Source organism: Paractinoplanes ovalisporus (assembly GCF_016834655.1).
Classification (GTDB): Bacteria; Actinomycetota; Actinomycetes; order Mycobacteriales; family Micromonosporaceae; genus Actinoplanes; species Actinoplanes ovalisporus.
Map to the genome: position 1 here is coordinate 79,321 of NZ_JAENHP010000013.1, position 23,905 is coordinate 103,225.

At 71.0% G+C, this 23,905-nt stretch carries 20 protein-coding genes and 1 pseudogene; 10 read left to right on the forward strand and 11 right to left on the reverse strand.

What is annotated here, in order from left to right; genetic code table 11:
* The first annotated feature begins 163 nt into the window (after positions 1 to 163).
* Positions 164 to 1,162, forward strand: coding sequence for an AraC family transcriptional regulator (locus JIG36_RS31650; protein WP_203380069.1), 999 nt, complete (start codon positions 164 to 166; stop codon positions 1,160 to 1,162).
* Between the two features lie 6 nt (positions 1,163 to 1,168).
* Here the strand turns inward: JIG36_RS31650 and glgC are convergent, their stop codons facing one another.
* The gene (glgC, locus tag JIG36_RS31655; RefSeq protein WP_203380070.1) at positions 1,169 to 2,401 is read right to left on the reverse strand and encodes a glucose-1-phosphate adenylyltransferase; all 1,233 of its coding nucleotides are present in this window, start codon (positions 2,399 to 2,401) and stop codon (positions 1,169 to 1,171) included.
* Positions 2,402 to 2,536: 135 nt separating this feature from the next.
* On the opposite strand from glgC, the gene glgA reads away from it, so the two are divergent.
* Both glgA and JIG36_RS31665 read left to right on the forward strand, forming a co-directional pair.
* Positions 2,537 to 3,736, forward strand: a complete 1,200-nt coding sequence (gene glgA, locus JIG36_RS31660; RefSeq protein WP_307872988.1) for a glycogen synthase — start codon at positions 2,537 to 2,539, stop codon at positions 3,734 to 3,736.
* Between the two features lie 42 nt (positions 3,737 to 3,778).
* On the forward strand, positions 3,779 to 5,392 hold the full coding sequence (locus tag JIG36_RS31665) for a glycoside hydrolase family 10-like protein (protein ID WP_203380071.1): 1,614 nt from the start codon (positions 3,779 to 3,781) through the stop codon (positions 5,390 to 5,392).
* On the opposite strand, the gene JIG36_RS31670 is transcribed toward JIG36_RS31665, so the two are convergent.
* Positions 5,379 to 6,242, reverse strand: a complete 864-nt coding sequence (locus JIG36_RS31670; protein ID WP_203380072.1) for an SDR family NAD(P)-dependent oxidoreductase — start codon at positions 6,240 to 6,242, stop codon at positions 5,379 to 5,381. The two genes, JIG36_RS31665 and JIG36_RS31670, sit on opposite strands and share 14 nt — an antisense overlap.
* 59 nt (positions 6,243 to 6,301) lie before the next feature.
* Between JIG36_RS31670 and JIG36_RS31675 the strand changes: the two genes are divergently transcribed.
* From JIG36_RS31675 to JIG36_RS31685, 3 genes are all read left to right on the forward strand, one after another.
* A complete protein-coding gene (locus JIG36_RS31675) occupies positions 6,302 to 7,246 on the forward strand; it encodes an AraC family transcriptional regulator (RefSeq protein ID WP_307872989.1) in 945 nt (314 codons plus the stop codon).
* Positions 7,247 to 7,335: 89 nt separating this feature from the next.
* Positions 7,336 to 8,124: a TIGR02452 family protein gene (locus JIG36_RS31680; RefSeq protein ID WP_203380074.1), complete on the forward strand. Its 789-nt coding sequence runs from the start codon at positions 7,336 to 7,338 to the stop codon at positions 8,122 to 8,124.
* Positions 8,125 to 8,288: 164 nt separating this feature from the next.
* Positions 8,289 to 9,116 carry a TIGR02452 family protein gene (locus JIG36_RS31685; RefSeq protein ID WP_236048574.1) on the forward strand — a complete coding sequence of 276 codons (828 nt, stop codon included), beginning with the start codon at positions 8,289 to 8,291 and terminating at the stop codon, positions 9,114 to 9,116.
* Between the two features lie 97 nt (positions 9,117 to 9,213).
* Here the strand turns inward: JIG36_RS31685 and JIG36_RS31690 are convergent, their stop codons facing one another.
* Together JIG36_RS31690 and JIG36_RS31695 are read right to left on the reverse strand one after the other, a co-directional pair.
* Positions 9,214 to 9,852: a ribonuclease FAU-1 family protein gene (locus JIG36_RS31690; RefSeq protein WP_307872990.1), complete on the reverse strand. Its 639-nt coding sequence runs from the start codon at positions 9,850 to 9,852 to the stop codon at positions 9,214 to 9,216.
* Between the two features lies 1 nt (position 9,853).
* A complete protein-coding gene (locus JIG36_RS31695; protein WP_203380237.1) occupies positions 9,854 to 10,345 on the reverse strand; it encodes a GNAT family N-acetyltransferase in 492 nt (163 codons plus the stop codon).
* 82 nt (positions 10,346 to 10,427) lie between these two features.
* Between JIG36_RS31695 and JIG36_RS31700 the strand changes: the two genes are divergently transcribed.
* Entirely contained in the window at positions 10,428 to 11,285 is an 858-nt protein-coding gene (locus tag JIG36_RS31700; protein WP_203380075.1) for a UbiA prenyltransferase family protein, read from the forward strand.
* Here JIG36_RS31700 and JIG36_RS31705 read toward each other — a convergent pair.
* Positions 11,278 to 13,959 carry an AfsR/SARP family transcriptional regulator gene (locus JIG36_RS31705; protein WP_203380076.1) on the reverse strand — a complete coding sequence of 894 codons (2,682 nt, stop codon included), beginning with the start codon at positions 13,957 to 13,959 and terminating at the stop codon, positions 11,278 to 11,280. The two genes, JIG36_RS31700 and JIG36_RS31705, sit on opposite strands and share 8 nt — an antisense overlap.
* Before the next feature lie 341 nt (positions 13,960 to 14,300).
* Here JIG36_RS31705 and JIG36_RS31710 point away from each other — a divergent pair, with 341 nt between their 5' ends.
* On the forward strand, positions 14,301 to 15,227 hold the full coding sequence (locus JIG36_RS31710) for an esterase/lipase family protein (RefSeq protein WP_203380077.1): 927 nt from the start codon (positions 14,301 to 14,303) through the stop codon (positions 15,225 to 15,227).
* A gap of 41 nt (positions 15,228 to 15,268) precedes the next feature.
* Here the strand turns inward: JIG36_RS31710 and JIG36_RS31715 are convergent, their stop codons facing one another.
* From JIG36_RS31715 to JIG36_RS31740, 6 genes are all read right to left on the reverse strand, one after another.
* On the reverse strand, positions 15,269 to 16,642 hold the full coding sequence (locus tag JIG36_RS31715; RefSeq protein WP_203380078.1) for an FAD-dependent oxidoreductase: 1,374 nt from the start codon (positions 16,640 to 16,642) through the stop codon (positions 15,269 to 15,271).
* 86 nt (positions 16,643 to 16,728) lie between these two features.
* Positions 16,729 to 17,508: a YaaA family protein gene (locus JIG36_RS31720; protein ID WP_203380079.1), complete on the reverse strand. Its 780-nt coding sequence runs from the start codon at positions 17,506 to 17,508 to the stop codon at positions 16,729 to 16,731.
* Complete coding sequence (locus tag JIG36_RS31725; RefSeq protein WP_203380080.1) at positions 17,505 to 17,888, reverse strand: hypothetical protein; 384 nt, start codon at positions 17,886 to 17,888, stop codon at positions 17,505 to 17,507. The genes JIG36_RS31720 and JIG36_RS31725 overlap by 4 nt, the downstream gene beginning before the upstream one ends.
* A gap of 77 nt (positions 17,889 to 17,965) precedes the next feature.
* On the reverse strand, positions 17,966 to 18,982 hold the full coding sequence (locus JIG36_RS31730) for a hypothetical protein (protein WP_203380081.1): 1,017 nt from the start codon (positions 18,980 to 18,982) through the stop codon (positions 17,966 to 17,968).
* A 57-nt stretch (positions 18,983 to 19,039) separates the two neighbouring features.
* A complete protein-coding gene (locus JIG36_RS31735; protein ID WP_307872991.1) occupies positions 19,040 to 20,647 on the reverse strand; it encodes an MFS transporter in 1,608 nt (535 codons plus the stop codon).
* Between the two features lie 55 nt (positions 20,648 to 20,702).
* Positions 20,703 to 21,893 (reverse strand): epoxide hydrolase family protein, encoded by a 1,191-nt coding sequence (locus JIG36_RS31740; protein ID WP_203380082.1) that lies wholly within the window; start codon positions 21,891 to 21,893, stop codon positions 20,703 to 20,705.
* Positions 21,894 to 22,087: 194 nt separating this feature from the next.
* Here JIG36_RS31740 and JIG36_RS52445 point away from each other — a divergent pair.
* Both JIG36_RS52445 and JIG36_RS31750 read left to right on the forward strand, forming a co-directional pair.
* Positions 22,088 to 22,351 (forward strand): annotated as a pseudogene (locus tag JIG36_RS52445) (ArsR/SmtB family transcription factor); the annotation flags it as partial.
* Between the two features lie 83 nt (positions 22,352 to 22,434).
* Positions 22,435 to 23,796, forward strand: a complete 1,362-nt coding sequence (locus JIG36_RS31750; RefSeq protein WP_203380084.1) for an NAD(P)/FAD-dependent oxidoreductase — start codon at positions 22,435 to 22,437, stop codon at positions 23,794 to 23,796.
* Positions 23,797 to 23,905: the final 109 nt, after the last annotated feature.

Below are 23,905 nucleotides of genomic sequence, written 5' to 3' on the forward strand. Positions count from 1 at the left end.
AGCTGAGGTGGGAGCGAGGCGCGGTCCAGATTTCGCCTGGTGGTGGCCCGTGGATGCCCGGTTCCAACACCGGGAGCCGGGCATCCACGGGACGCCGCCAAGGGGAATCTGGGCCTCGACGCAGCCCCGCCTCAGCTGCGGAACAGGCGCTAGGCTGGACGCCATGGTTGGCGGCCAGCAGACCCGACCGGACGCGTCCGCCCGATTCTCGCTCGCCACGACCGATGTGGACGAGGCCAGGGCGTTCTGCCGTCGCATGTTCTACGGTCCCCTGCGGGTGAACCCGGTCGGTGACCGGTCCGGGTTCGCCTTCCGGGGTGACGTCGTCGAGCTGGGCCCGATCACGGTCGGCGAGATCAGCTACGGCAGCGACATCCACGTCGCGATCGCCGACCTCGAGACGTCGTACCACGTGCTGGCGCCGCTGAGCGGGATGTTGCGTTCACGGCACCGCGGCACCACCGTGCTGGCCGACCCGACGCGGGCCGCGGTCTTTCGCCCGATCGGCGACATCGACCTCGAGTGGCCGGGCAGCTGCCGCCTGCTCAGCGTGAAGGTCGAGCGGAGCGCCCTCGAACGTGAGCTCGACGCCGCCCTCGATCAGCAGGTCGTCACGCCGCTGCTGCTGGGCGGCAGCTTCAATCTGGTCGACGCCCCCGGTCGTACGTGGGTCGCCCTGGTCCGCCTGCTCTTCGGCGAGCTGCGGCGGGGCGACGGCCTCTCCGCTCAGCCGCGTATGGCCGGCCGCTGGCGCGACATGGTGGTCAGCGGGCTGGCCCTGACGGTCGAGCACCCGTACGGCGAGGAGCCGGCCGGAATGCAGGGACCGAACCGCCCCCGTACGGTGAAACGCACGCTCGACGCCATGCACGCCGAGCCGTGGCGCCCGTTCACCGCGGCCGACCTCGCGGCCGTCGCCGGGGTGGGCGTCCGCGTGCTGCAGGAGTCGTTCCGGCAGCACGTCGGCATGTCGCCGCTGACCTATCTGCGCCGATTACGCCTCGACGGGGTGCACGCCGAGTTGTCGCGGTCGGACCCGTGGCAGGTGAACGTGTCCGAGGTGGCGTACCGCTGGGGTTTCACCCACCTCGGACGGTTCGCCGGGGCCTACCGCGACCGTTACGGCGTCTCCCCGTCGCAGACGCTGCGGGACCGGCGCTAGAAGCGCCTAGAGCTCCACCCTCTGGCCCTTGCCGATGACGACCACCCCGTTGTCCGAGACCGTGTAGAGCTTCCGGTCGCGGTCGAGGTCGACGCCGATCTGCGCGCCCTCCGGGATGACCACGTTCTTGTCGATGATCGCGTTGCGGACGACCGCGCGCCGGCCGACCGACACGCCCTCCATCAGCACCGCGCCCTCGACGTGGGCCCACGAGTTGACCCGGACGTTCGGGGAGATCACTGAGCGTTCGACCAGCGAGCCGGAGACCACGACACCGGGCGAGATCATCGACTCGATCGCGCGGCCCTGGCGGTCGTCGTAGCCGTGCACGAACTTCGCCGGCGGCCACGAGCCGTAATTGGTGAAGATCGGCCAGTCGTGGTTGTACAGGTTGAAGATCGGCTCGGTGGCGATGAGGTCCATGTGGGCCTCGTAGAACGAGTCGAGCGTTCCCACGTCACGCCAGTATCCGCGGTCGCGCTCGTTGCTGCCCAGCACCTCGTTGTCGCGGAAGTCGTAGACGTTCGCCTCACCGCGCTCGACGAGCATGGGGATGATGTTGCCGCCCATGTCGTGCTTGCTGTCGGGGTCCTGCGCGTCCTTGGTGACGGCCTCGCAGAGCGCCCGGGTGGTGAAGACGTAGTTGCCCATCGACGCGTAGATCTCGTCGGGCGCGTCGGGCAGGCCGTCGACCTCGCGCGGCTTCTCGCGGAAGGCCTTGATCCGCTTGCCGTCCTCGGCCACGTCGATGACGCCGAACTGGTCGGACATCGACTTGGGCTGCCGGATGCCGGCCACCGTGACCGCGGCGCCCGAGGCGATGTGGTCGTTGACCATCTGCTTCGGGTCCATGCGGTAGATGTGGTCGGCGCCGAACACGATCACGTAGTCGGGGGACTCGTCGTTGATCAGGTTGAGGCTCTGGTAGATGGCGTCGGCCGAGCCGGCGAACCATCGGGGGCCGAGCCGCTGCTGGGCCGGCACGGGCGTGACGTAATTGCCGAGCAGGGTCGACATGCGCCACGTCTTGGAGATGTGCCGGTCGAGCGAATGGGATTTGTACTGGGTCAGGACGACCATCTTGAGATAACCGCCGTTGGCAAGATTCGACAGCACGAAGTCGATCATGCGATAGATGCCGCCGAACGGGACACCGGGCTTGGCCCTGTCCGCCGTCAGGGGCATCAGGCGCTTACCTTCTCCACCGGCCAGAACGATCGCAAGCACCTTGACAGCCATGGAAGGACGCTAACTTTCCGCCAGCCGGAGCGCCAGCCGAAGAAGGGAACTCGCCGTGGTCTTCCCGGCGACGCACAGGGTAACTGATCTTGATCCCCGAGCGCGAGACTCCCGATCAAGGATTAGGCTGCGGGCGTGGCCGAACAATTGCGCGTTGACCTCATCACCCGCGAATATCCGCCGGAGGTGTACGGCGGCGCCGGCGTCCACCTGGAATACCTGACGCGCGATCTGCGCAATCTCGCCGACGTACGGGTGCACTGTTTCGGTGCACCCCGCGACGAGCCGGGCGTAACGGCCTATCCGGAACCGGCCGAACTGGCCGGGGCGAACGCCGCGCTGCGCACCATGGGCGTCGACCTCGAGATCGCCGCGGGCGCCGAGGGCACCGACGTCGTGCACAGTCACACCTGGTACGCGAACTTCGCCGGGCACACCGCCAAGCTGCTGTACGGCGTCCCGCACGTCGTCACCACGCACAGTCTCGAGCCGCTGCGGCCGTGGAAGGCCGAGCAGCTGGGCGGCGGTTACGCGCTGTCGTCGTTCTGCGAGCGGGTGGCCATCGAGAACGCCGACGCGGTCATCGCCGTCTCGGCCGGCATGAAGCGCGACGTGCTCACGGCGTACCCCTCGGTCGACCCCGACAAGATCCAGGTCGTCTACAACGGCATCGACACCTCGCTCTACACCCCCGACCGGGGCACCGACGTGATCGAGCGGCTGGGCATCGACCTGGGCCGCCCGAGCGTCGTCTTCGTCGGCCGGATCACCCGCCAGAAGGGCCTGCCCTACCTGCTCAAGGCGTGCCGGTCGCTGCCGCCCGAGACCCAGATCGTGCTGCTGGCCGGGGCGCCCGACACCAAGGAGATCGCGGCCGAGGTCGAGGCGCTGGCCGACGAGCTGCGCGCCGCCCGCGACGAGCACGGCGTGATCTGGGTGCAGGAGATGCTCCCCAAGCACGAGGTCATCCAGGTTCTCACCCACGCGACTGTGTTCGTCTGTCCCTCGATCTATGAACCTATGGGCATCGTGAACCTCGAAGCCATGGCCTGCGAGACCGCCGTGGTGGCGACCGCGACCGGCGGCATCCCCGAGGTGGTGGCCGACGGCGAGACCGGCCTGCTCGTGCCGATCGAGCAGGTGCAGGACGGCACCGGCACCCCGGTCGACCCCGACAAGTTCGTCGCCGACCTGGCGGCCACGATGACCGAGCTCGTCCGCGACCCCGAGCGGGCCCGCACGATGGGGCTGGCCGGGCGCCGGCGCGCGGTCGACAAGTTCAGCTGGGCCCGGATCGCGGAGGAGACGCTCGCGGTCTACCGCACTGTTCTCTGACGTCCGGGCGCGCAAGCGCCCGGACAGGGCACACTGGTCCCCATGCTCCGCCTCCCCCGCCCACCCGTGAAGCTGACTCTCACCCTCGCCGCGGTGCTGTTCGCGACGTCGGTTCTCGGCATCGGGCTGCTGCGAGCGGCCACCTACACTCCCACCCCGGCCGCCGGCGCGCCCTGGCCGTCCACGTCGGTGCCCCCGACCGGAACGCCGGGCAAGTGCGGCACGGTGCCGGTGAAGGCGGCTCGTGAGCTGCGCGGCATGTGGCTCACCACGGTGACCAACATCGACTTCCCGAGCAAGCGGGGCCTGACCCAGGCCCAGGTGAAGGCGGAGTACCAGCGCTGGCTCGACCTGGCCGTGGCCCAGCGCCACAACGCGATCTTCGTACACGTCCGGCCCAGCGGAGACGCGTTCTGGCCCTCGGCGTACGCGCCCTGGTCGGAATGGCTGACCGGCAAGCGCGACGGCAAGTCGCCGGGCTGGGACCCGATGGACTACATGGTCAAGGAGGCCCACGCCCGCAACCTCGAGTTCCACGCGTGGTTCAACCCCTACCGCGGGACCCAGCCCGGCCCGGTCGGCCCCGGCGCCGACTTCGCCAAGCTCGCGCCCAACCACCCGCTGCTCGCGCACCGCGACTGGGCGATCTCCTATCCCAAGGGCGACACCGCGCGGCTCTACTTCGACCCGGGCATCCCCGAGGCCCGCAAGTTCGTCGAGGACTCGATGCTCGAGGCGGTGCAGAAGTACGACGTCGACGGCGTGCACTTCGACGACTTCTTCTACCCGTACCCGAAAGCCGGCGAAGACTTCCCCGACAACGCCAGCTACGCGAAATACGGCGCCGGCAAGGCCCGGGCCCAGTGGCGGCGCGACAACGTCGACACGCTGGTCCGCGAGATGGACGAGCGGATCAAGGCGATGAAGCCGTGGGTGAAGTTCGGGATCAGCCCGTTCGGCATCTGGCGCAACTACGCCAACGACCCCGACGGTTCGCAGAGCCGGGGCCTGGAGTCGTACGACGCCATCTACGCCGACACCCGCAAGTGGGTGCAGCAGGGCTGGCTCGACTACATCGTGCCCCAGCTGTACTGGACGATCGGCTTCGCCAAGGCCGACTACGCGAAGCTGCTGCCCTGGTGGACCGCGCTCACCAAGGGCACGAACGTGCAGCTCTACATCGGCATGGCCGACTACCGCATCGGCGAGGAGGGCGCGTGGAGCGACCCGGCCCAGCTCGACCGGCAGATGGTGCTCAACGACCAGGCCGGCGTGCAGGGGCAGGTGCACTTCAGCGCCAAGCAGATCCGGGCCGACCGGCTCGGGGCGGTCACCCGTTACCGCGACAAGCACTACGCCTCCCCCGCGCTGCTGCCCCGCATGGCCCGCCTGCCCGCCGCCCCGCCGCAGGCAGCCCGCCTGGTCTCGGCGACCCGCTTCGACAAGGGCGTCCGGTTCCAGGCCGAGGCCGCGGGCGCGACGAGCTGGGCCCTCTACCGGGTCGCGGGCGCCTCGGCGGCGCTGGTCGCCACCGGACGGGCCGGAGCCGAGGTGGTCGACCCGGCGCCGCCGGCGGGCCCGGTGACGTACTGCCTCAGCGGCCTGGACCGTTCCGGCAACGAGGGACCGGTCAGCAAGCCGCTCACGACGTCCTGACGGCCCGCTCGGCCAGCTCCCACAGCCGGTCGGCGGCGGCCGGGTCGACCGACCACTCGGCGACGCCGGTCATCGGTTCGGGGCCGCCGGCGACCACCTCGGCCGCCTGGTTGTCCTCGTCGAAGTAGCGGCCGGTGACGCCCGTGAGCAGCGGCGACGCGGCCAGCATGACCTCACCGGCGGCGCCCTGCTCGGGGGTCTTGTATCCCTCGGGGTGGATCAGATCGCCGTTGTCGTCCATCGCGCCGAGCGCCCGCATGGTCGCGGCGTCGATGTGGCGTTGCAGGTTGGTGTGGACGCGGCCGGGGTTGACGGCGTTCGCGGTGACCTCGGGCCGGCGGCGGGCGATCGCGACGGCGAGCAGCACCTCGGCCGCCTTGGACTGGCTGTAGGCGGTCCACGGGTCGTACGGGCGCCGCTCGAAATGCGGGTCGTCGAAGTCGACGCCGGCCCGCAGCTGGGCGCCGGAGCTGACGACGACGATGCGGGCGCCGGCGCGCAGCCGGTCGCGCCGGCCGGTGATCAACGCGAAGTGGCCGAGGAAGTTCGTAGCCAGCTGCAACTCCCAGCCGATCGGGGTGAGGCGGCGCTCGGGGACGGCCATGACGCCCGCGTTGGCGATGATCACGTCAAGATCCTTCTCCCCGTACGCCTTCACCTGCGCGAGGTCGGCCAGATCGAGCTCGGCCCGGGAGGGGGTGACGACCTCGGCCCCGGCGTCGCGCAACGCCTCGGCGGCGGCCCGGCCGAGACCGGAGGTGCCGCCGGTGATCAGGATGCGCCGGCCGGTGAGGTCGACTCCGGCGAGCACGTCGGCGGCGGTGGAACGGGCGGTGAACGGAAAGGTCATGGCTTCATCGTGCGCCGGGAATGCTGGACGATGAATGCTTGAAGGTCCAGGATAGTTGCGTGAACGTCCACAACGATCCCCTCGAGGATGTCCTGACGCTCGTCGGCACGAGCAGCAGCCTCTCCGCGGGACTCGTGGCGGGTGGCGACTGGGCGGTCTCGTTCGCGCCGGCGGCGGCGGTCAAGTTCAACGCCGTACGGAAGGGGAACTGTCTTCTGCTGGTCGAGGACAAGGTCTATCCGCTCGCGCCCGGCGACTGTTTCCTGCTGACCCGGCCGGTGGCGTTCACGCTGGCCAGCGACCTGACCCTCCCCACGATCCCGGCCGGGGTGATCTTCGCCGACGGGCTCGGGCGGGCCGGCTCGGGCGACGACGTCCATCTGATCGGCGGGCGGTTCGACTTCGGCGAACGCGCCCAGGAGCTGCTGCTCGACGCGCTGCCGCCGGTGGTGCACGTGCCGGGCGAGACGGCGGGCGCGGTGCGGTGGGCGCTCGGCCAGATCGAGGCCGAGCAGCGTGACCGGCCCCTGGCGTCGACCCTGGTCACCGAGCATCTGGCCCTGATCATGCTGATCCACGTGCTGCGGGCGCACCTGGCCTCGAGCGCGCCGCCGGCGGGGTGGCTGGCCGGCCTCTCCGACCCGGTGGTCGCGCCGGTGCTGCGGGCGATGCACGCGAGACCCGCGTACGCCTGGACGGTGGCCGAGCTGGCGACGGTGGCCGCGGTGTCCCGCTCGACGCTGGCCGCCCGGTTCCGCCGGGTCGTCGGCCAGGGCACCCTCGACTATCTGACCCGCTGGCGGATCGAGCTGGCGGCGGCCCGTCTGCGCCGGGGTGACGACACCGTGGCGGCGATCGCCCGGGAGGTCGGCTATGCCTCGGAGAGCGCGCTGAGCAACGCCTTCAAACGGGTGACCGGGCGTTCGCCCCGCGCGTACCGGAACGCTTTCTCACCATCGCTCGCGGCACAGCGGGCGAGCAGGTCCGGATTCGCAGCGGGGTGACTGCCGACGGCCTCGTCCTCGAGTCGCGGCGCGGTGGGAGATCTCGTCCGGGGTCGCGGCGCGGCTGCCACGGCCGCGATGATGGGAAGGTGAAACGGGACAGTCGGCTCCGCGCGATCGCCGAGGAGACCGTGGGCATCGTCGAGCGGGGTGGCTATCCCGGTGCGGACATCGGGCGTCAGGTCGAGAAGGCGGTCGCGGGCACGCGGCTCCACCTCCCCGACGAGCAGCTGCCTGAGCCGGATCTCCCGCCGGTGGTTGCCCACATCGAGGTGACCGGAGAGACGACCCTGGCCGCCGCGCGGCGGCTCGCGGGTGAGGTGGCCTGCCTCAACTTCGCGTCGGCACGGAAGCCGGGCGGTGGCTTTCTGAACGGCGCCGAGGCGCAGGAGGAGTTCCTGGCCCGCAGCTCGGCGCTCTACCCCTGCCTGCGCGCGGTGGACGACTTCTACGCCTACCACCAGGCCCAAGGCGACCCCGTCTACTCCGACCGCGTCATCTACTCGCCGGCGGTGCCGGTGTTCCGCGACGACCGGGGTGAACTGCTCGACGAGCCGTACGAGGTCTCGTTCCTGACCTGCGCCGCCCCGAACACGGCGGTGCTCGAGCAGTCCCGGCGCGCCGGCGTTCCGGTGGTGCTGGAGCGGCGGGCGGCCCGCATCCTGGAGGTCGCGGCCGCCCACGGCCACCGCCGTCTGGTGCTGGGAGCCTGGGGGTGCGGCGTCTTCGGCAACGATCCGGCGACGGTTGCCGAGATCTTCGGCCGCACGCTGCGCGACCGCCCCTGGTTCGACGAGGTGGTCTTCGCCGTCCTCGACCACCACCCTGCCGCCCCGACCCGTTCCGCCTTTGCCGCGGCGTTGAGCCGGGAGCCCTGATCCCGAGACCACTGCGCGGAAGCGCGCCTCACGGCAACGCCGCACGGAAGCGTTGATCTGAAGCGTTGATCGGAAGCGCTGAACGGGAGGACGTGCCCGGATGAGGGCGCTGGATCGTGGGCGTCGGCCAGGCAGGGGTGCGGTCCCTGTCGGGGATCGTGCTGATGGAAATCGGTCGCGAGGTCGGGTGGCGGGCCGGGATGATGGCCGCCGTGAGCAGTCGGTTGCGGGCCATCGCCCGGGAGACGGTGGCCATCGCCGAGCGTGGTGGCTACCCGGGCGCGGACATCGCCCAGCAGGTCGGGCGGGCGGTTGAGGGCACGCGTCTCTATCTGCCGGACGACGCTCTCGACGAACCCCCGGCGTCGTCCACCGCCGCGGTGACCGTGACCGGCGAGACGACGCTGGAGGCCGCGCGACGGCTGGGCGGCGACGTCGCCTGTCTGGTCTTCGCGTCGGCCCGCAACCCCGGCGGCGGCTTCCTCAACGGCGCCCAGGCCCAGGAGGAGAGCCTGGCCCGCGCCTCGGCGCTCTACCCGTGCCTGCGGGCGGCGGGCGACTTCTACGCGCATCACCGCGCCCACGCCGAGCTGACCTACACCGACCGCGTCATCTACTCCCCCGACGTGCCGGTCTTCCGCGACGACAAGGGCGCCCTGCTCGCGGACCCTTATCCGGTCACGTTCCTGACCGCCGCCGCGCCGAACCGCTCCGCCATCGCCCGCAACCAGCCCGGCCTGCTGCCCACGGTTCCGACCGTGCTCGAACGCCGCGCGACCCGGGTGCTGCGAGTGGCCGCCGCCCACGGCCACCGCCGTCTGGTGCTGGGAGCCTGGGGGTGCGGCGTCTTCGGCAACGATCCGGCGGTCGTGGCGGGCGCCTTCGCCACGGCCCTGCGTGCGTCCCCGTGGTTCGACGAAGTGGTCTTCGCCGTGCTCGACAAGGCCCGCGACAGCCCGACCCGCTCCGCCTTCGCCGCCGCGCTGAACTGACACGCGGCGCAAGCCGAGACACGCCGCGACACAAGCTGCGACGCGACGAGCTGCGACGCGATCGAGAACGGCCCGCCGCGCGGCGATCGGTCGGAGGTCAGGCGCCGGCCAGGTGGGGGCGGTCCCAGTCCGAGGGCAGCGCGACCGGACCCCAGGCCGGGTCGGGGCGATAGTGGGTCCAGGTGCCGTCGAACGGGAACGCCCCGGCCGCCGCCACGTCGATCAGCTCGCGGCCGGTGGCTCGGATGGCGTCGGCCTGCGACGGTGTCCAGCGGCCGGGCCGGCCGGTCAGGAAGGCGAACTCGTCCTCGTCCTTCCAGTGGGCCACCCGGTCGGGACTGATCCACACGTCGAGGGCGCGGTCGCTGCTGTCGATTCCACGCTCCCACCGGACCTGGGGCGCTTCCAGGTTGACGTACCAGCCCTCGAACCCGCCGTCCTCCGCGAAGAACCACCACACCGACCACTCGCCGGCGGCCGGGGCGAACTGCACGATGCCGGAACCGCGCCAGGTGGTCTCGCGGCGGACCCGGGGCGCGTCGAAACGTTCCGCCAGCGGCAACTCACGCAGACCGCGGCCGTCGGCCAGCACCGACTCGATCTGCGGAGAACCGGGCGCGATCCACAGGGCCAGCCCGGCGTCGTCGTCGGTCAGCACCCGGCCCACCCGGGCGAAGCGGGTTCGGCCCTCCCGGCCGTACCGGTAAAGCACGGTCTCGCCGTGGGCCCAGGGCACCTCAGGCGGTCAGGTCGGCGTACATGATGTGCAGGCCGACCCGACCCTGGACGGGGTGGGCGAAGGCGCCGGGCACGGTGCCGACGACGGTGAACCCCAGGCGTTCGTAGATGGCCACGGCCGACTTGTTCGACTCGGCGACCGCGTTGAACTGCATGCCGGCGTAGCCGTGCTGCCGGGCCCACTCCAGAGCGAACCGGCACAGGGCCGTGCCGACGCCCTGACCTCGGCTCACGGGAGCGACCATGAAGCTCGCGGTGGCCACGTGGGAGCCGGGGCCGGGCTTGTTGGTGCCGACCTTCGCCGTGCCGAGCACCTCGTCGCCGTCGACCGCGACCACCGTCTCGCCGGGCGGGGACTCGAGCCAGATCGCCCGGGCCTGCTGCTCGGTCATCGCGGGGTCGTAGGTGAACGTGTCGGCGGCGCGCACCACCGACCGGACGATCTCCCACACCTGCGGCCAGTCGGACTCGGTGAACTGCCGGATCAACACGATGCGCACGTTACCCAGTCTTCTCCGTCGCGGTGGGTAGTTTCTCAGGGCCCTGTCAGCACGGGCAGGGCACGATCCCGGCATGACAGCAGCCACTCTGGTGGTCGCCGTGTCGCGACCCTGGTTCTGGCCGGTCTCGTGGGTGCCGGCCTATCTGGGCATGGTCCTCGCCGACCGGCAACTCACCCCGGTCGACGTGCCGCGGACCCTGCTGGCGCTGCTCGTTCTGGGCCCGCTCGTCTGGGGCGCCGTGCTGGCGCAGAACGACCGGCACGACCTCGCCAGCGACCGGATCAACCCCCGTAAGGCCTCGTCGCCCCTGGTCACCGGCGCGGTCGACCACGCGGCCCTGGCTTCCTGGTACCGCTGGATCGCCGGGGCCGCGCTGGTCGCCGCGCTGTTCGTGAGGCCGCTGTTCGTGCTCGGGGTGGCCGGTGTGCTGCTGCTCGGCTGGGCCTACAGCGCTCCCCCGCTGCGCCTCAAGACCCGGCCGGGCTGGGACGTCGCGGTCAACGCGCTGGTCGTCGGGGTGGTCTCGCCCGCCGCGGGCTGGTCGATCACGCACGACCCGTGGGCGTTCCCGTGGCCGTTCGGGCTGATCGGTCTGCTCTTCGCGGCGGCACTCTATGTGCCGACCACGGTCACCGACCTGCCCTCCGACACGACGAGCGGAGACACCACTTTCGCCGTACGCTTCGGAGCCCGTACGGCGTACGCAATCGGTCTTCTGCTCTGGACCGCCGGCCTCGTCACCTCGGTCCTGTGTGCCGCCACCGACACGGTCGTGCCCCGCGACACGCTCGTGCCTCAGCTGTTCACCGTGCCGGTTCTCCTGGCCGCGTACGCGATCCTGACCCGGCGCCCGAGCATCCCGCGCCTGGCCGTTCTCTCGATCTTCTTCGCGATCCCGACCGCCGGCTTCGCCCTGGCCGTCACCTGAGCTTGGCCTTGACCCGCTCGGCGTCGGGATGGCCGAGCTCGCTCAGGATGTCGTGCGCGGCCCGCCACGCCTCCCGGGCCTGATCGTCCCGGCCCGCGGCCGACTGGGTGTCGCCGATCAGCAGCAGGCTGTCGGCCACCAGGTAGCGGTCGCCGTTCGCCTCGCGCAACCGCAACGCCCGCCGGAAACAGATCAGCGCCGACCGCGTGTGCCCCATCTCGGCGTGCGCCAGCCCGCGCCCCTCCCACGCGACCGCCTCACCGACCCGGTCGCCGAGCTCGCGGTAGGCCGCGACCGACGCGCGGCACATCGCCACCGCCCGTGGCTGGTCGCCGGTGAGGAAATAGACGCAGGCCACGGAGTACAGCGCGAACGCCGATCCGGCCCGCAGCCCCGCCGTCTCGGAGAGTTGCAGCACCCGGCGCACGTGCCGCAACGCGTCCGGACGCCGCCCCTCGCGCCAGCACAGGTTGGCCAGGTCGCGGTGGGCGCGGGCCTGACCGCCGCGGTCGCCGTGGGCCTCGAACACGCCGAGCGCGTCGCGGGCCAGCCCGGCCGCCTCGTCATAGCGTCCGAGCCGGGCGTGGGCCAGCCCCAGGATGCGCAGCGTCTGCCCCTGGCCGGAGGCGTCACCGAGCCGGCGCGCGGCGTGCAGCGCCACGTGCAGCACGGCGATCAGCTCGTCCCACCAGCCGCGCCGGTCGAGAAAGGTGACCAGCGTCAGCGCGAGCCGCAGGGCGTGCGCCAGATGTCCGGAGGTGTACGCCTGCTCGACCGCGGCCAGCAGCACCGGCCGTTCCGCGGACAGCCAGGCGGCGGCCTGTGTGTCGGTGCGGAACGCCTGCGCGGTGACCCCGTCCGCCGCCGGGTCCAGGGTGATCTCGTCGCGGTGCGGATAGAGCAGACCGTCCGCCGCGTCCGCGCTGTGCAGATAGAAGTCGAGCACCCGGCGCAGAGGCTCTTCGCCGTCGTCGCTGAGAACCAGTTCCCCCGCGTACGCCTTCAGCAGGTCGTGCATCGTGAAGCGCGCCTCCACGTGCTCGACGATCAGATGCGCGTCGGCCAGCTCGGCCAGCAGCTCGCCGGCCCGCCGCACCGGAACGCCGAGCAGGGCGGCCGCGGCGGGGGCGGTGACGTCCGGGCCGCAGTGCAGTCCGAGCAGGCGGAACAGCTCGGCCGCGGCGTCGCTGAGCCCCTCGTACGACCAGGACAGCACCGTGCGGACGTCGATGCTGCGGTCCACGCTCGACAGCGCGTCCAGCCGGTCCCCGGCCTCGCGCAGCTCCCCGACCAGCGCGGCCAGAGCGAACCGCCGATGCACCGCGGCCCGCGTCGCGACCAGGGTCATGGCCAGCGGCAGCCGGGCGCAACGGTCGATGATCTCGTCGACCGCCCCCGGTTCCGCGGCCACCCGGTCGGCGCCGAGCCGGGCCGCCAGCAACCGCCGCGACTCGGCGACGCTGGGCAGGTCGAGGTTCAGCGGGTAGGCGCCGTCGGTCACCACCAGCGCCGGCAGCAGGTGGCGGCTGGTCACCACGGCCAGGCAGCCGGGCGAGCCGGGCAGCAGCGGCCGCACGTGCTCGGCGTCGCGCGCGTTGTCGAGCAGCACCAGCATCCGCCGCCCGGCCACGAGCCGCCGGTACATGCTGACCTGCGCGGCCAGGGTCACCGGGACGGCCGGGGGCGGCACGTCGAACGCCTCCAGGAAGCCGCGCACCGCCTCGGCGGCCGTGGTCACCAAGCCGCGCGGGGCGTATCCGCGCAGGTTGACGTGCAGAATGCCGTCGGGGAACCGTCCGGCCACGGTCGAGGCCCAGTGCACCGCGAGCGCCGTCTTGCCGACGCCGGCCGTGCCCGAGATGACGATCAGCGGCTGGCCGACGGCGGTGTCGAGGGCGGCCAGTTCGGCGTGGCGACCGGCGAAACCGGGCACGCCGGTCGGGAGCTGGGCCGGTCGCTCCCGCATCGGCTCGCTGAGCGCGGCCCGGTGCGCCTCGGTGAGTTCCGGGCCGGGTTCGATGCCGAGTTCGCCGACGAGCGTTTTCCTCGTACGGGCGTAGCAGTCGAGCGCCTCGGCGGTGCGCCCGGCGCGGTGCAGGGCCCGGATCAGCGCGGCCGCCAGGGGCTCGACCAGGGGATGCTCCTCGACCAGGCCGCTCAGCGTGTCGGCCGCCGGCCCCGGCTCGGCCACCGCCGACCAGGCGATCACCGTGTCGAGGTGGCGGCGCGACCAGGCGTCGCGGGTCTCGGCCGCCCACCGGCCGGGCAGACCGGCCAGGGGTGTGCCGCGCCAGCAGGCCAGCGCCTCGTCGAGCAGCTTCCGGGGTGCCGGGTCGTCGCGGGCCCGGTCGCCGAGGCGCCGGTAGCGGTGCAGGTCGACCTCGTCCGGCTCGACGTCGAGCCGGTAGCCGCCGGACGTGCCGGTCAGCGCCGTGTGGTCGCCGGTCAGCCGCAGGAGCTGCCGCACCCGGGCGATGTGGACGTGCACGGCCCGCCGCGCGGCGGCCGGCGGGTCGTCGTCCCAGAGCCGGGCGATCAGGCTCTCGGCCGGCACCACCCGGCCGGCGTCGGCGAGCAGGGCGGCCAGGACGAGCCGCTGCTGGGGCGGGCCGGCGTCGAGGCGACGGCCGTCCGTCCACACCTCCACCGGGCCGAGGAGCCGGAACTCACGCAACGCGCATCCCCCTCGATGCTGTCGGTGGTCTCGTTCTTCTGCTCTCTGGTCACGTCTCTCGTCACCCCGATGCGGGCAACGGCGAGCGGTTGTTCACGCCGATGCTGGCAACGGCGGGCCGTTGGTCACCCCGATGCGGGCAACGGCGGGCCGTTGGTCACCCCGATGCAGGCAACGGCGAGCTGTTGTTCACGCCGATGCTGGCAATACCGGGCAACACCTCTGCCCGATTTATCAGTTCTTATCAGTGCACCCGGTCTCGAAGGTGACACGCCAACAATCCGCCAACACCGCCGTCGCACTCTTCGATGCGTCCATGACACGCACTTCGGAGGTCATCAATGCGAAACTCACTCGCGGTGCTGGTGACGGCCGCGGCGGTCGCGTCCGGCCTGGCCCTGGCCGCGCCGGCCCAAGCCGCGCCGACTCCGGTCGCCGCCGCGGCATCCGCGCCGATCCAGGCGGCCGCCGTGCCGCCCCGCAACGACTCGCTCAACGAACCGATCTACTGGGTGCACGGGATCATGCGGGAGAACCCGCCGTCGGCCAACTGCGCCGGCACCTGGAACGCGGCGATCGGCCGCTACCGCGCGCTGGGCGCCCGCGGGCCGCAGCACACCGTCGCCTATTACACGAAGGACCGCAGCTGCAACACGAGGATCGGGAACTTCGGCAACCGGGCCGGCAACCTCGACGACATCGGCAAGGCGCTGGCCTGGGACATCTACAACCGCTACACGCGGCGCAACATCTCGGTCGACGCCGTGGGCCACTCGATGGGCGGCCTGATCATCCGGGCCGCGATCACGGGCGTCCAGAAGAAGCTGCGCGGCTGGCCGCCGCGGCTCTATGTGGAAGACGTGGTCACCTTCAGCACGCCGCACACCGGGGCGGGTTTCGCCCGGCTCTGCGGCGGCCAGTGCGTCGACATGCGGCCGGGGTCGGCGTTCCTGAAGTGGCTGAGCAAGAACCCGCAGTCGACCCAGGGAACCGACTGGACGCTGCTCGGCGCCGGTGACGACGACCTCGTCTCGTGGCAGTCGGCCGTCTCGAACAACCCGAAGGCCGCGGGCGGCATGTCGGCCGGCCACAAGGTGGTCTTCATCAGCAAGCAGGGCCTCGAGCACGGCGTCATCCACAAGAAGACGTCCGGTGCGTACAAGTCCCGGTACTGGAACTTCTATCAGAACCGCTGGATCGTGCAGAACCGCGGCGCGAGCCCGGTGGTGGTCGCCCGCAACGCCAGCTTCTTCTGGCGCCTCTGGTAGACGAGCGGTGGCCGGTCCGCGGCATACGGACCGGCCACCTTTCACACGACCGTCTGCGGTGAGGTGTCCAGCCACGACGGCCCGGGCTCGGGGCGCCGCACCGCATGGCGCAGAACCCGCAGCATCATGGCCGGCCGCATCAGCGCCTCCGGTGGATCCATCAGGCCGGCCACTCGCATGAAGCCGTCGGTGACGGCCTCGTCCCGGGTCGCCGCGTACTGCAGGCGCGCCATATACGCGTTACCGACCAGCACCTTGAGCGTGCGCTCGCCCTCGACGCCGGGGAAGTCGAGGTCACCGCCGGCCGAGATGTCCCACGGGGTGTCCACCGCCTTCGCCATGTCGGTCATGAACCGGAGCGGGTCCGGCGCCTCGCCACGACGCAGGTGATCGCGCAGCGTCATGGCCTCGATCGACGCCACGCTCATGCCCTGGCCATAGACCGGGTTGAAGCTGCAGAACGCGTCGCCGATGACCAGGAAGCGTCCGGGGAACCGCAGGAGTTTCTCGTAACGGCGGCGCACGCTGGCCGGGAAGCGGAACGACACCGGTTCGTCAAGGGGCTCAGCGTCCTTGATGCCCTCGTAGACGTCCGGCACCGGCAACGACCGCGCGAACTCGAGGAAGCCCTCCGGGTCGGTGGGCGGATAGTCGCCGAGCAGGCCGGTCAGCGACACGATGCACATGTCCTTGCCGACCTGCCCGAAGAACGCTCCGCGGGGGTGGCCGGGCGAGGCCACCGGGTTGATCGACTGGTCGCCGTCGAACATCTCGGGGCGGGTGCGGAAGTGCCGGGTGGTGTAGGCCAGGCCGACCTTGACCTTCTCCTCCTCGGGGCGCTGGTAGCCGAGCTCGTCGAGCCAGGCCGGGGTGCGCGAGCCGCGGCCGGTGGCGTCGACCACGAGGTCGGCGTCGAGGGACTCGGGCTCCGCACCGTCGGCCCGCGACTGGATCCGTACGCCGACAATCTGCTCACGCTCGTCGGTGGCGATCAGCCCGAGGATGTCGTGCTCCTCGAGGAAGGTGACGTTCTCCATCGCGGCCACCCGGTTGCGTACCTGGTTCTCGAGGACCGGCCGGGGCGCGGTGACGGAGATCAGCCCGGTGCGGGCCGGCTTGATCTTGCGGCCGTTGAAGAACCAGCGCATCTCGCCCAGGTCGCCGGTCGGCACTCCGGCCGCACGCAGGTCGTCGGTGAAGCCCGGGAACAGCTCTTCGAGGTTGAGATGCCCTCGAGCGTGCAGGCCGTGAGCGTGCACGGTGTGCGGCGCACCCCGCCGCGGTGTGTCCACGCCGAGCACCCGGTCCCGTTCGACCACGATCACTTCTTCGTACGCCTCGGCGAGCACCCGGGCGGCGAGGATCCCCGCCATGCTTCCGCCCAGGACGACCGCCCGGTGTCCGACCTGCCTCATCTGGTTCCCCCTGGATCTCGGAAAGTGATCTCAGCCAGCGTGGCCGACCACTCCGGTCTCCGGCATCTCCGGATGTGCGCTCGCGATCACTTCTCCAGGCGGATGCTCAACCCCTTGCCGCCGAACTCCTTGGCGATGAACAGCGGCTGGGCCGGGGTGCTGCCGGCCTCGTCGAACTCGTAGCCGATCTCGGCGAAATCGCGCAGCCGGGACACGTCACGCACGCGCTCGGTCAGCAGCCAGCGCGCGAACATGCCCCGCGCGATCTTGGCGTGCACGACGATGAACTTGGCCTCGCCGGTGCGCGGGTCGACGGAGAGGAACTTGGGCGTGACAACCCGGGTCTTGTCGATGTGCGCGGTGACCACGCGGCTGTACTCCTGCGCGGCCAGGTTGACGATCGGCCCGTCCGGGATGAGCTTCGCGACCTCGTCGCCCCAGAACTTGTAGAGGCTGGCGAACCCGGGCCGGGGCAGCTTGTAACCCATCTCGAGCCGGTAGGGCCGGATGCCGTCGCCGGGCCGGAGCACGCCGTAGAGCCCGGACAGGATATAGAGCGTCTTCTCGGCGTAGGCACGGTCGGCGGCCGAGAGGTCACCGGCGTGCAGGCCGCTGTAGATGTCGCCCGTGAAGCAGTCGACCGCGGGCCACTGCTCGCCCTCGGCGCTCCACTCGACCATCTGCTCGGCGGTGCGCCGGGCCACCTCGGACGAGACGGCCATCATCGTGACCATCTCGTCGAGCGACAGCGAGCGAACCTGCTCGGCCAGCACCTGGGCCTGGCCGAGCAGGTTCGGGGTGGTTCGCGGTGCACCGGCGTTGGCCGGGTGGCGCATCGTCTTCGAGGAGTGGAGCAGGATGATCACTTGTTGATCGTCTTGATCAGCTCGGTGACGACGCTGCGCACGAAGGGCTTCTTCTTCTTGGCGTCGGCCAGATCGTCGAAGAAGAGCAGGCGCCGGTCGGGGTATTTGCCCTCCAGCCGCTCGTCGTCGATGGTGACCACGTGCGGGTGGTGGAAGACCAGGAACACCTTGGGCCGCGAGAACAGGTTGAACGTGGTGAGATAGACGCCCTTGTAGGAGAACGAGGGCGCGTTCCACTTGACCTGCTCGGTGATGCCCTTGTTGCCGGCCTTGATGTGGGCCCGGATCAGCTCGACACCGGGTTTGAACGGGTGGTCGAGGTCGGCCATGAACGCGTCGACCTCCTCGGTTTTGTTGACCGCGTTATCCACCTTGGCCATCAGCGAGCATCCTCCACGATCGGCCGGACCGGACAAGGTCACTATACCGACGGTGCGTGACCGGGTCCGTACTCGGATCAGCCCACGCCGCGCCGCACGAATCCCTCGAGCGAGGTGACGATCTCGTCGCGGTTGGCCCGGTGCGTGATGCAGTAGCGGGTCGGATACCAGCCGGGCACCGCGTACTCCTCGGCGAGTTTGAGCGGGGCACAGCCGCCCGGCTCGGCGCCGGAGACGACCCGGTCGAAGTAGTCCTTGGTGACCATCGGCTCCCAGAAGGTGAGCCGGCCGTAGTGCGAGCCGTACATGAACGTCCGGGTGAACGGGGCCCCGTTGGCCTCCGGACCGGTCAGGTCCATCAGGTGGTTGCCCATGCCCGGCTCGACCGCGCCGAAGTCGCTGTAGTCCTTCGGGGTCTGGGCGGGCGGCAGGGGCAGCTTGCCGACCTCCCACACGTCACAGTCGACCAGCATGCCGCACTTACCCGGCTTGATCTCGAGGCGTTCCTCGTTCGGGGTGATGTAGAAATGCACGTCGAAGTGGGGGCGGTCATAGATACCGGGTGGCATGTGCCCCATCGGGTTCCAGTTGAGCAGGGCGTACTTGAACGGGGTGTCGGCGGTGGCGAGGAACTCGTCGCTGAGCGGGAGCTCGGACTCGTACCCGCCGGTGCACTCGGTGTGCGGGTCGTTCGTTCCGTTGCCGTCGACGTCGAAGCACCAGCGGCCCTCGTTCACCGGATGGGTCGGCAGCCCGCGCAGGGCCGCCTCGGTCATCACGACGCCGATGCTCTCGGGGACGCTGCCGTCCGACTGGGTGAAGGCGTAGGCCCGGCCCTCACCGACCTTCTTCGATCCACCGTAGGAGGCGCACCGGCCGGGGTAGGACCGGGTGCGTTTGATCAGGTCGTCCACTGTCGACTGGGCGACCTTGAGGGTGAACTCCCCACGGGAGCTGTCGGCGACGGCGACGCAGACCGGGACTCGGGGGTTCCTGGTCGCGGCCACCACGTGCGGGGTGACCGGAACGAGGATCAGCAGGGCGAGCGCACCGGCGACGACGGCGCCGACGCGAACGACTGAACGGCGAGGCACAGGGATTCCTCTCGGGGGTGGGCGGCCGTGCGCCCGGGGACGCACGGCCGCCTGGGGTCAGACCGGATCCCGTACGGGAGCGGGGGTGGCCGGTTCCTCGGCCGCCGGCGGCATGTCGCCGTGCGGCATGCCGGGCGGGCCGGTCAGCGGCTGCACCCGGCGCAGGCCGATCGCGAGCATCGCGGCCAGCACCAGGAAGACCAGCGTGGTGAGGAAGGTGACGCCGTGCAGGGCGGAGGTGAACGCGTCCTGGGCGGCGTCGAGCAGCTGACCGCCGACCGGGCCGGGCAGGGTGCCGGCGATCGCCGACGCCGCGGCGATGCTCTCCCCGGCCGGGGCGGCCACCTCCGGCGGCAGACCGTCGGGGAGCGTGATGGAGTTGCCGTACACCGCGCTCGCCGCACTGCCGAGCAGGGCGACGCCGAGCGCGACACCGAGTTCGCCACCGGTCGACGAGAGCGATCCGGCCGCACCCGCCTTCTCCGGCGGGGTGTTGGTCATCATGACGGCGTTGGCCAGGGTGCCGACCGGGCTGGCGCCCAGATACATGACCACCAGGCCGATGATCAGGGTGGTCAGGCCGCCGGCCAGGCTGACCCGGGTCATGATCAGGGTGCCGACCGAGGCGATCACCAGACCGCCGGAGAGCACCCAGCCCGGTTTGATCTTGCGGGCCAGGAGCGGGCCGACGTTGCCACCGATGATCATGGCGAACGACGGGATCAGCATCCAGACGGCCACCCGGACCGGAGTCATACCCTCGACCAGCTGCATGTAGAGGGTGGTGACCAGGCCGATGCCGCCCATGATGAAGCCGAAGCCCAGGCCGAGCAGGATCGTCGAACCGACCGCGGGGATCCGGAACAGGCCCAGGTCGACCATCGGCACGGCCAGGGTCCGCTGACGCTGCACGAACAGGACCGCGAAGGCGACGCCGATCACCATCAGCGCGACCGGGGTGGCCGCCCAGCCCGCGCGGGCGACCTCCTTGAGGCCGTAGACGAACGGCAGGAGCGCGGCCAGCGAGATCAGCGCGCTGACCACGTCGAGCCGGCCCGCCTCGGGGTTGGCCGTCTCGGGCAGCAGCTTCGGCCCGAGCACCAGGAGCAGCAGCATGACCGGGATGCCGATCAGGAAGATCGAGCCCCACCAGAACCAGCCGAGCAGCAGGCCGCCGACCACCGGGCCGAGGATGACGCCGAGCATGATCGAGGTGCCCCAGACGCCCATCGCGACACCCATCTGCGCCGGGTTCGGGAACATCCGGCTGATCAGGGCGAGCACGCTCGGCATCACGGTCGCGGCGGCGATGCCGAGCAGGCCCCGGGCGCCCAGCAGCACCCAGGTGGAGCCCGCGTAGGCGGCCACGGCCGAGGCCACGATGAACACGGCGGCGCCGGTGAGCAGCACCTTCTTGTGACCGATGCGGTCACCCAGGGTGCCCATCAGGACGATGAAACCGGCCAGCATGAAGCCGTAGATGTCGGCCGACCAGAGCTGCGCGTTGACGCCCATGTCCAGATCAGCGGCGATCCGGGGCAGGGCCAGAATGAGCACGCTGACGTCCACGGTGGTCAGCAGCGTGGGAAAGCAGAGCACGGCGAGCGCGATCCATTCGCGACGGCCGGCCATCGGCAGGGCGGGCGCCCCGGATTCTGTGGTCACGTTTCTCAACCCCTCTCTATGGGTCACCTGTTGAGACGACCACCGATCTGGGAACTCATCGGTCGGATGCGGAGCGCACCGTACGGAAGAAGGCGCGGACGTCGTCGATGAACAGGTCGGGGACGTCCAGGGCGGGGAAATGACCGCCGCGGTCGAACTCGGTCCAGTGCGTGATGGTGGAGAAGTCCCGGTCGGCGAAGGCCCGGACCGGGTTGAAACAGTCGAACGGGAACACCGCGACGCCGAGCGGCACCTCGAGCGCATCCTCCCGGTAGCCGTCGAGCATGTCGCCGTCGGCGTTGCCGGTGATCGCCTGCTGGGCCTGGGTGATCTCGTAGTACATCTGCGCCGACGACCCGGCCGTCTGGGTCAGCCAATAGATCATCACGGTGGTGAGGATGCGGTCGCGGTGGATCAGCTGGTCCGGGGTCTCGGCGCCGGTCCACTCCCGGAAGCGCTCGAGGATCCAGGCCAGGTGCCCGGCCGGTGAGTCGTTCAGCGCGTACGCCACGGTCTGCGGCCGTGACGAGTAGAGCTTGCGGTAACCGGAGCCGTCGGCGTCGAACCGGGCCAGGCCGGCCAGCCGCTCCTGGTCGCCGGCGGCGAGCGCGGCCATCTCGGCCGGGTCACCCGACGGGAACACGGTCAGCATGTTGCAGTGCACGCCCACCACCTGCTTGGGCTCGAGACGGCCGACGGCGAGCGAGATCGGTGAACCGAAGTCACCGCCCTGCACGCCGTACCGGTCGTAGCCGAGACGGCGCATCAGCTCGGCCCACGCCGCCGCGACACGGCCGATGTGCCAGCCCGGCTCGGTCAGCGGCCCCGAGAAGCCGAACCCCGGAATGGACGGGATGACCAGGTGGAACGCGTCCTCGGCGCGGCCGCCGTAGGCCACCGGGTCGGTGAGCGGGCCGATCACGTCGAGATATTCGGCGACCGAACCGGGCCACCCGTGCGTCAGGACCAGCGGCAGCGCACCGGGCTCGGGCGACCGGACGTGCAGGAAGTGGACGTTCTGGCCGTCGATGGTGGTGGTGAACTGCGGGTACCGGTTCAGTTCGGCCTCCGCCTGGCGCCAGTCGTAGCTGGTCAGCCAGTGCGTCACGAGTTCCCGCAGATAGTCCTGCGGTACGCCGCGCGACCATCCGACGCCCGGCAGGTCCGGGGCGTACCGGGTCTGCGCCAGCCGCCGGCGCAGATCGTCGAGCTCCGACTGCCGGACGTTGATCTCAAACGGTTGCATGGTGCTCCGTCCTCGATGTGAGCAAGTTTGTTGACTTCGCCCAAGACCGTGGCATCGCCCCCGGACCGGCTGCACCTTCACGAATGCGGCAGCCCGGCGGCACCCCTCGCACAGCTGGAGATGCACGCCGGGCGGGCGGGCCCGCAGCCTGGGATCGACGCGACCGCGTGGTCCGGACAGGAGAGACCGCCACCGTGGCTAACGACGCCCTCGACCGCATCTTCGGCGCGCTGGCCGATCCGACCCGCCGCGCCATCCTGCTGCGGCTGAGGTCCGGCGACGCCGGGCTGACCGAGCTCGCCCGGTCCTTCTCGATCAGCCTGCCCGCTGTGGGGCGGCACCTGAACGTGCTCGAGGCGGCCGGGCTGATCAGCCGGGCCCGGATCGCCCAGCGCCGGCCCTGCCGGCTGGAGGACGGCGCGCTGGTTGTCGCCGGCGACTGGCTGGACGAGCTGCGCGGCGCAGTTCAGAAGATGCCCGCCCGATCGGGCGACTGAAAACCTTCACGAGATCGTCCGTCATCAACAGGGAGTCGATCGTCATGCCTGAGAAAGTCGGAGCCCGCGCCGTCGTGCTGGGCGGCAGCGTCACCGGGCTCTATGCCGCCAGCCCACTGTCCGAGCACTACGACGAAGTGGTCATCGTGGACCGCGACGAGATCGTCGGTGTCGACGGGCCGCGCCGCGGGGCCCCGCAGGCCCGGCACATCAACGGGTTGCTGGTCAAGGGCGCCCGGGTCATGGAGGAGTTGTTCCCCGAGATCATCGCCGAGATGATCCGGGACGGCTGCCCGCAGACCGACATGACCGGCACCGTGCGCTGGTACATGAACGGCAAGCGGCTCAAGCAGACCCGGGCCGGGATGACCAACATCGGCGCCCGCCGGCCCATCCTCGAGGCGCACATCCGCCGCCGCGTCGAAGCGCTCGGCAACGTCGTCTTCAAGCAGCGGTACGACCTGACCGGGCTGGTCTTCAGCGCCGACCGCAGCCGGGTCACCGGTGTCAAGGTACAGCGCAACGACGGCAAGGGCGTGGAGGAGATCCTCGACGCGGACCTGGTGATCGACGCGACCGGCCGCGGTTCCCGCACACCGGTCTGGCTGGAGGACAACGGCTACCCCCGGGTCGCCGAGGAGGGCTCGAAGATCGGGCTCGGTTACGTCACCCGGCACTACCGGCTGCGCACCGACCCGTTCGGCAACGACCACTCGATCGTCACCGTCGCCAACCCGGGGCTCCCCCGCGGCGCCATCTTCACCAAGACCGACGCCGGCCTGGTCGAACTGACCGCGTACGGGCTCCTCGGCGACCACCCGCCGACCGACCCGGAGGGCTACAACGCGTTCCTCAAGACGCTGGCCGCCCCCGAGATCCACGAGGCGGTGGTGGAGGCCGAGCCGATCAACGACCCGGTGCTGTTCCGCTTCCCGACCACGCTGCGCCGCCGCTACGACCGGATGGAGCGGATGCCCGAGGGGCTGCTCGTGATGGGTGACGCGGTCTGCACGCCCAACCCCGTCTTCGCGCAGGCCCAGAGCCTGGCCGCGCTGCAGGCCCTGGCCCTGCGCGACGAGCTGCGCAAGGGCGAGGCGCCCGACGCGCTGGCGTTCACCCGGATCGCCGGAAAGATCGTCGACCCGGCCTGGGAGATGACCGAGGGCATCAACCTGAGCTTCCCGGGTGTCGAGGGCAAGCGCACCGCGGCGTGGAAGGCGATGCAGGCCTACATGGCCCGGCTCCAGTTCGCCGCCACCCGGGACCCGAAGGTGACCGAGGCCTTCATGCGGGTCGCCGGCCTGGTCGACCCGCTGCCCGCGCTGATGGCCCCGGCGCTGGCGCTGCGCGTGCTGCGGCACTCGCTGCCGCCGATGCGCCTGCCGGCGGCCATCGCCGGTCGCTGACCTCGCTCCACCCCTCCGGCCGCCCCGGGCCCGTCGCCGATACGTCGCCCGGGGCGGCCCTTTCTGTCTCCCGCCCGATGCGGGCGGGCCGATCCGAGAGGCAAGGAAT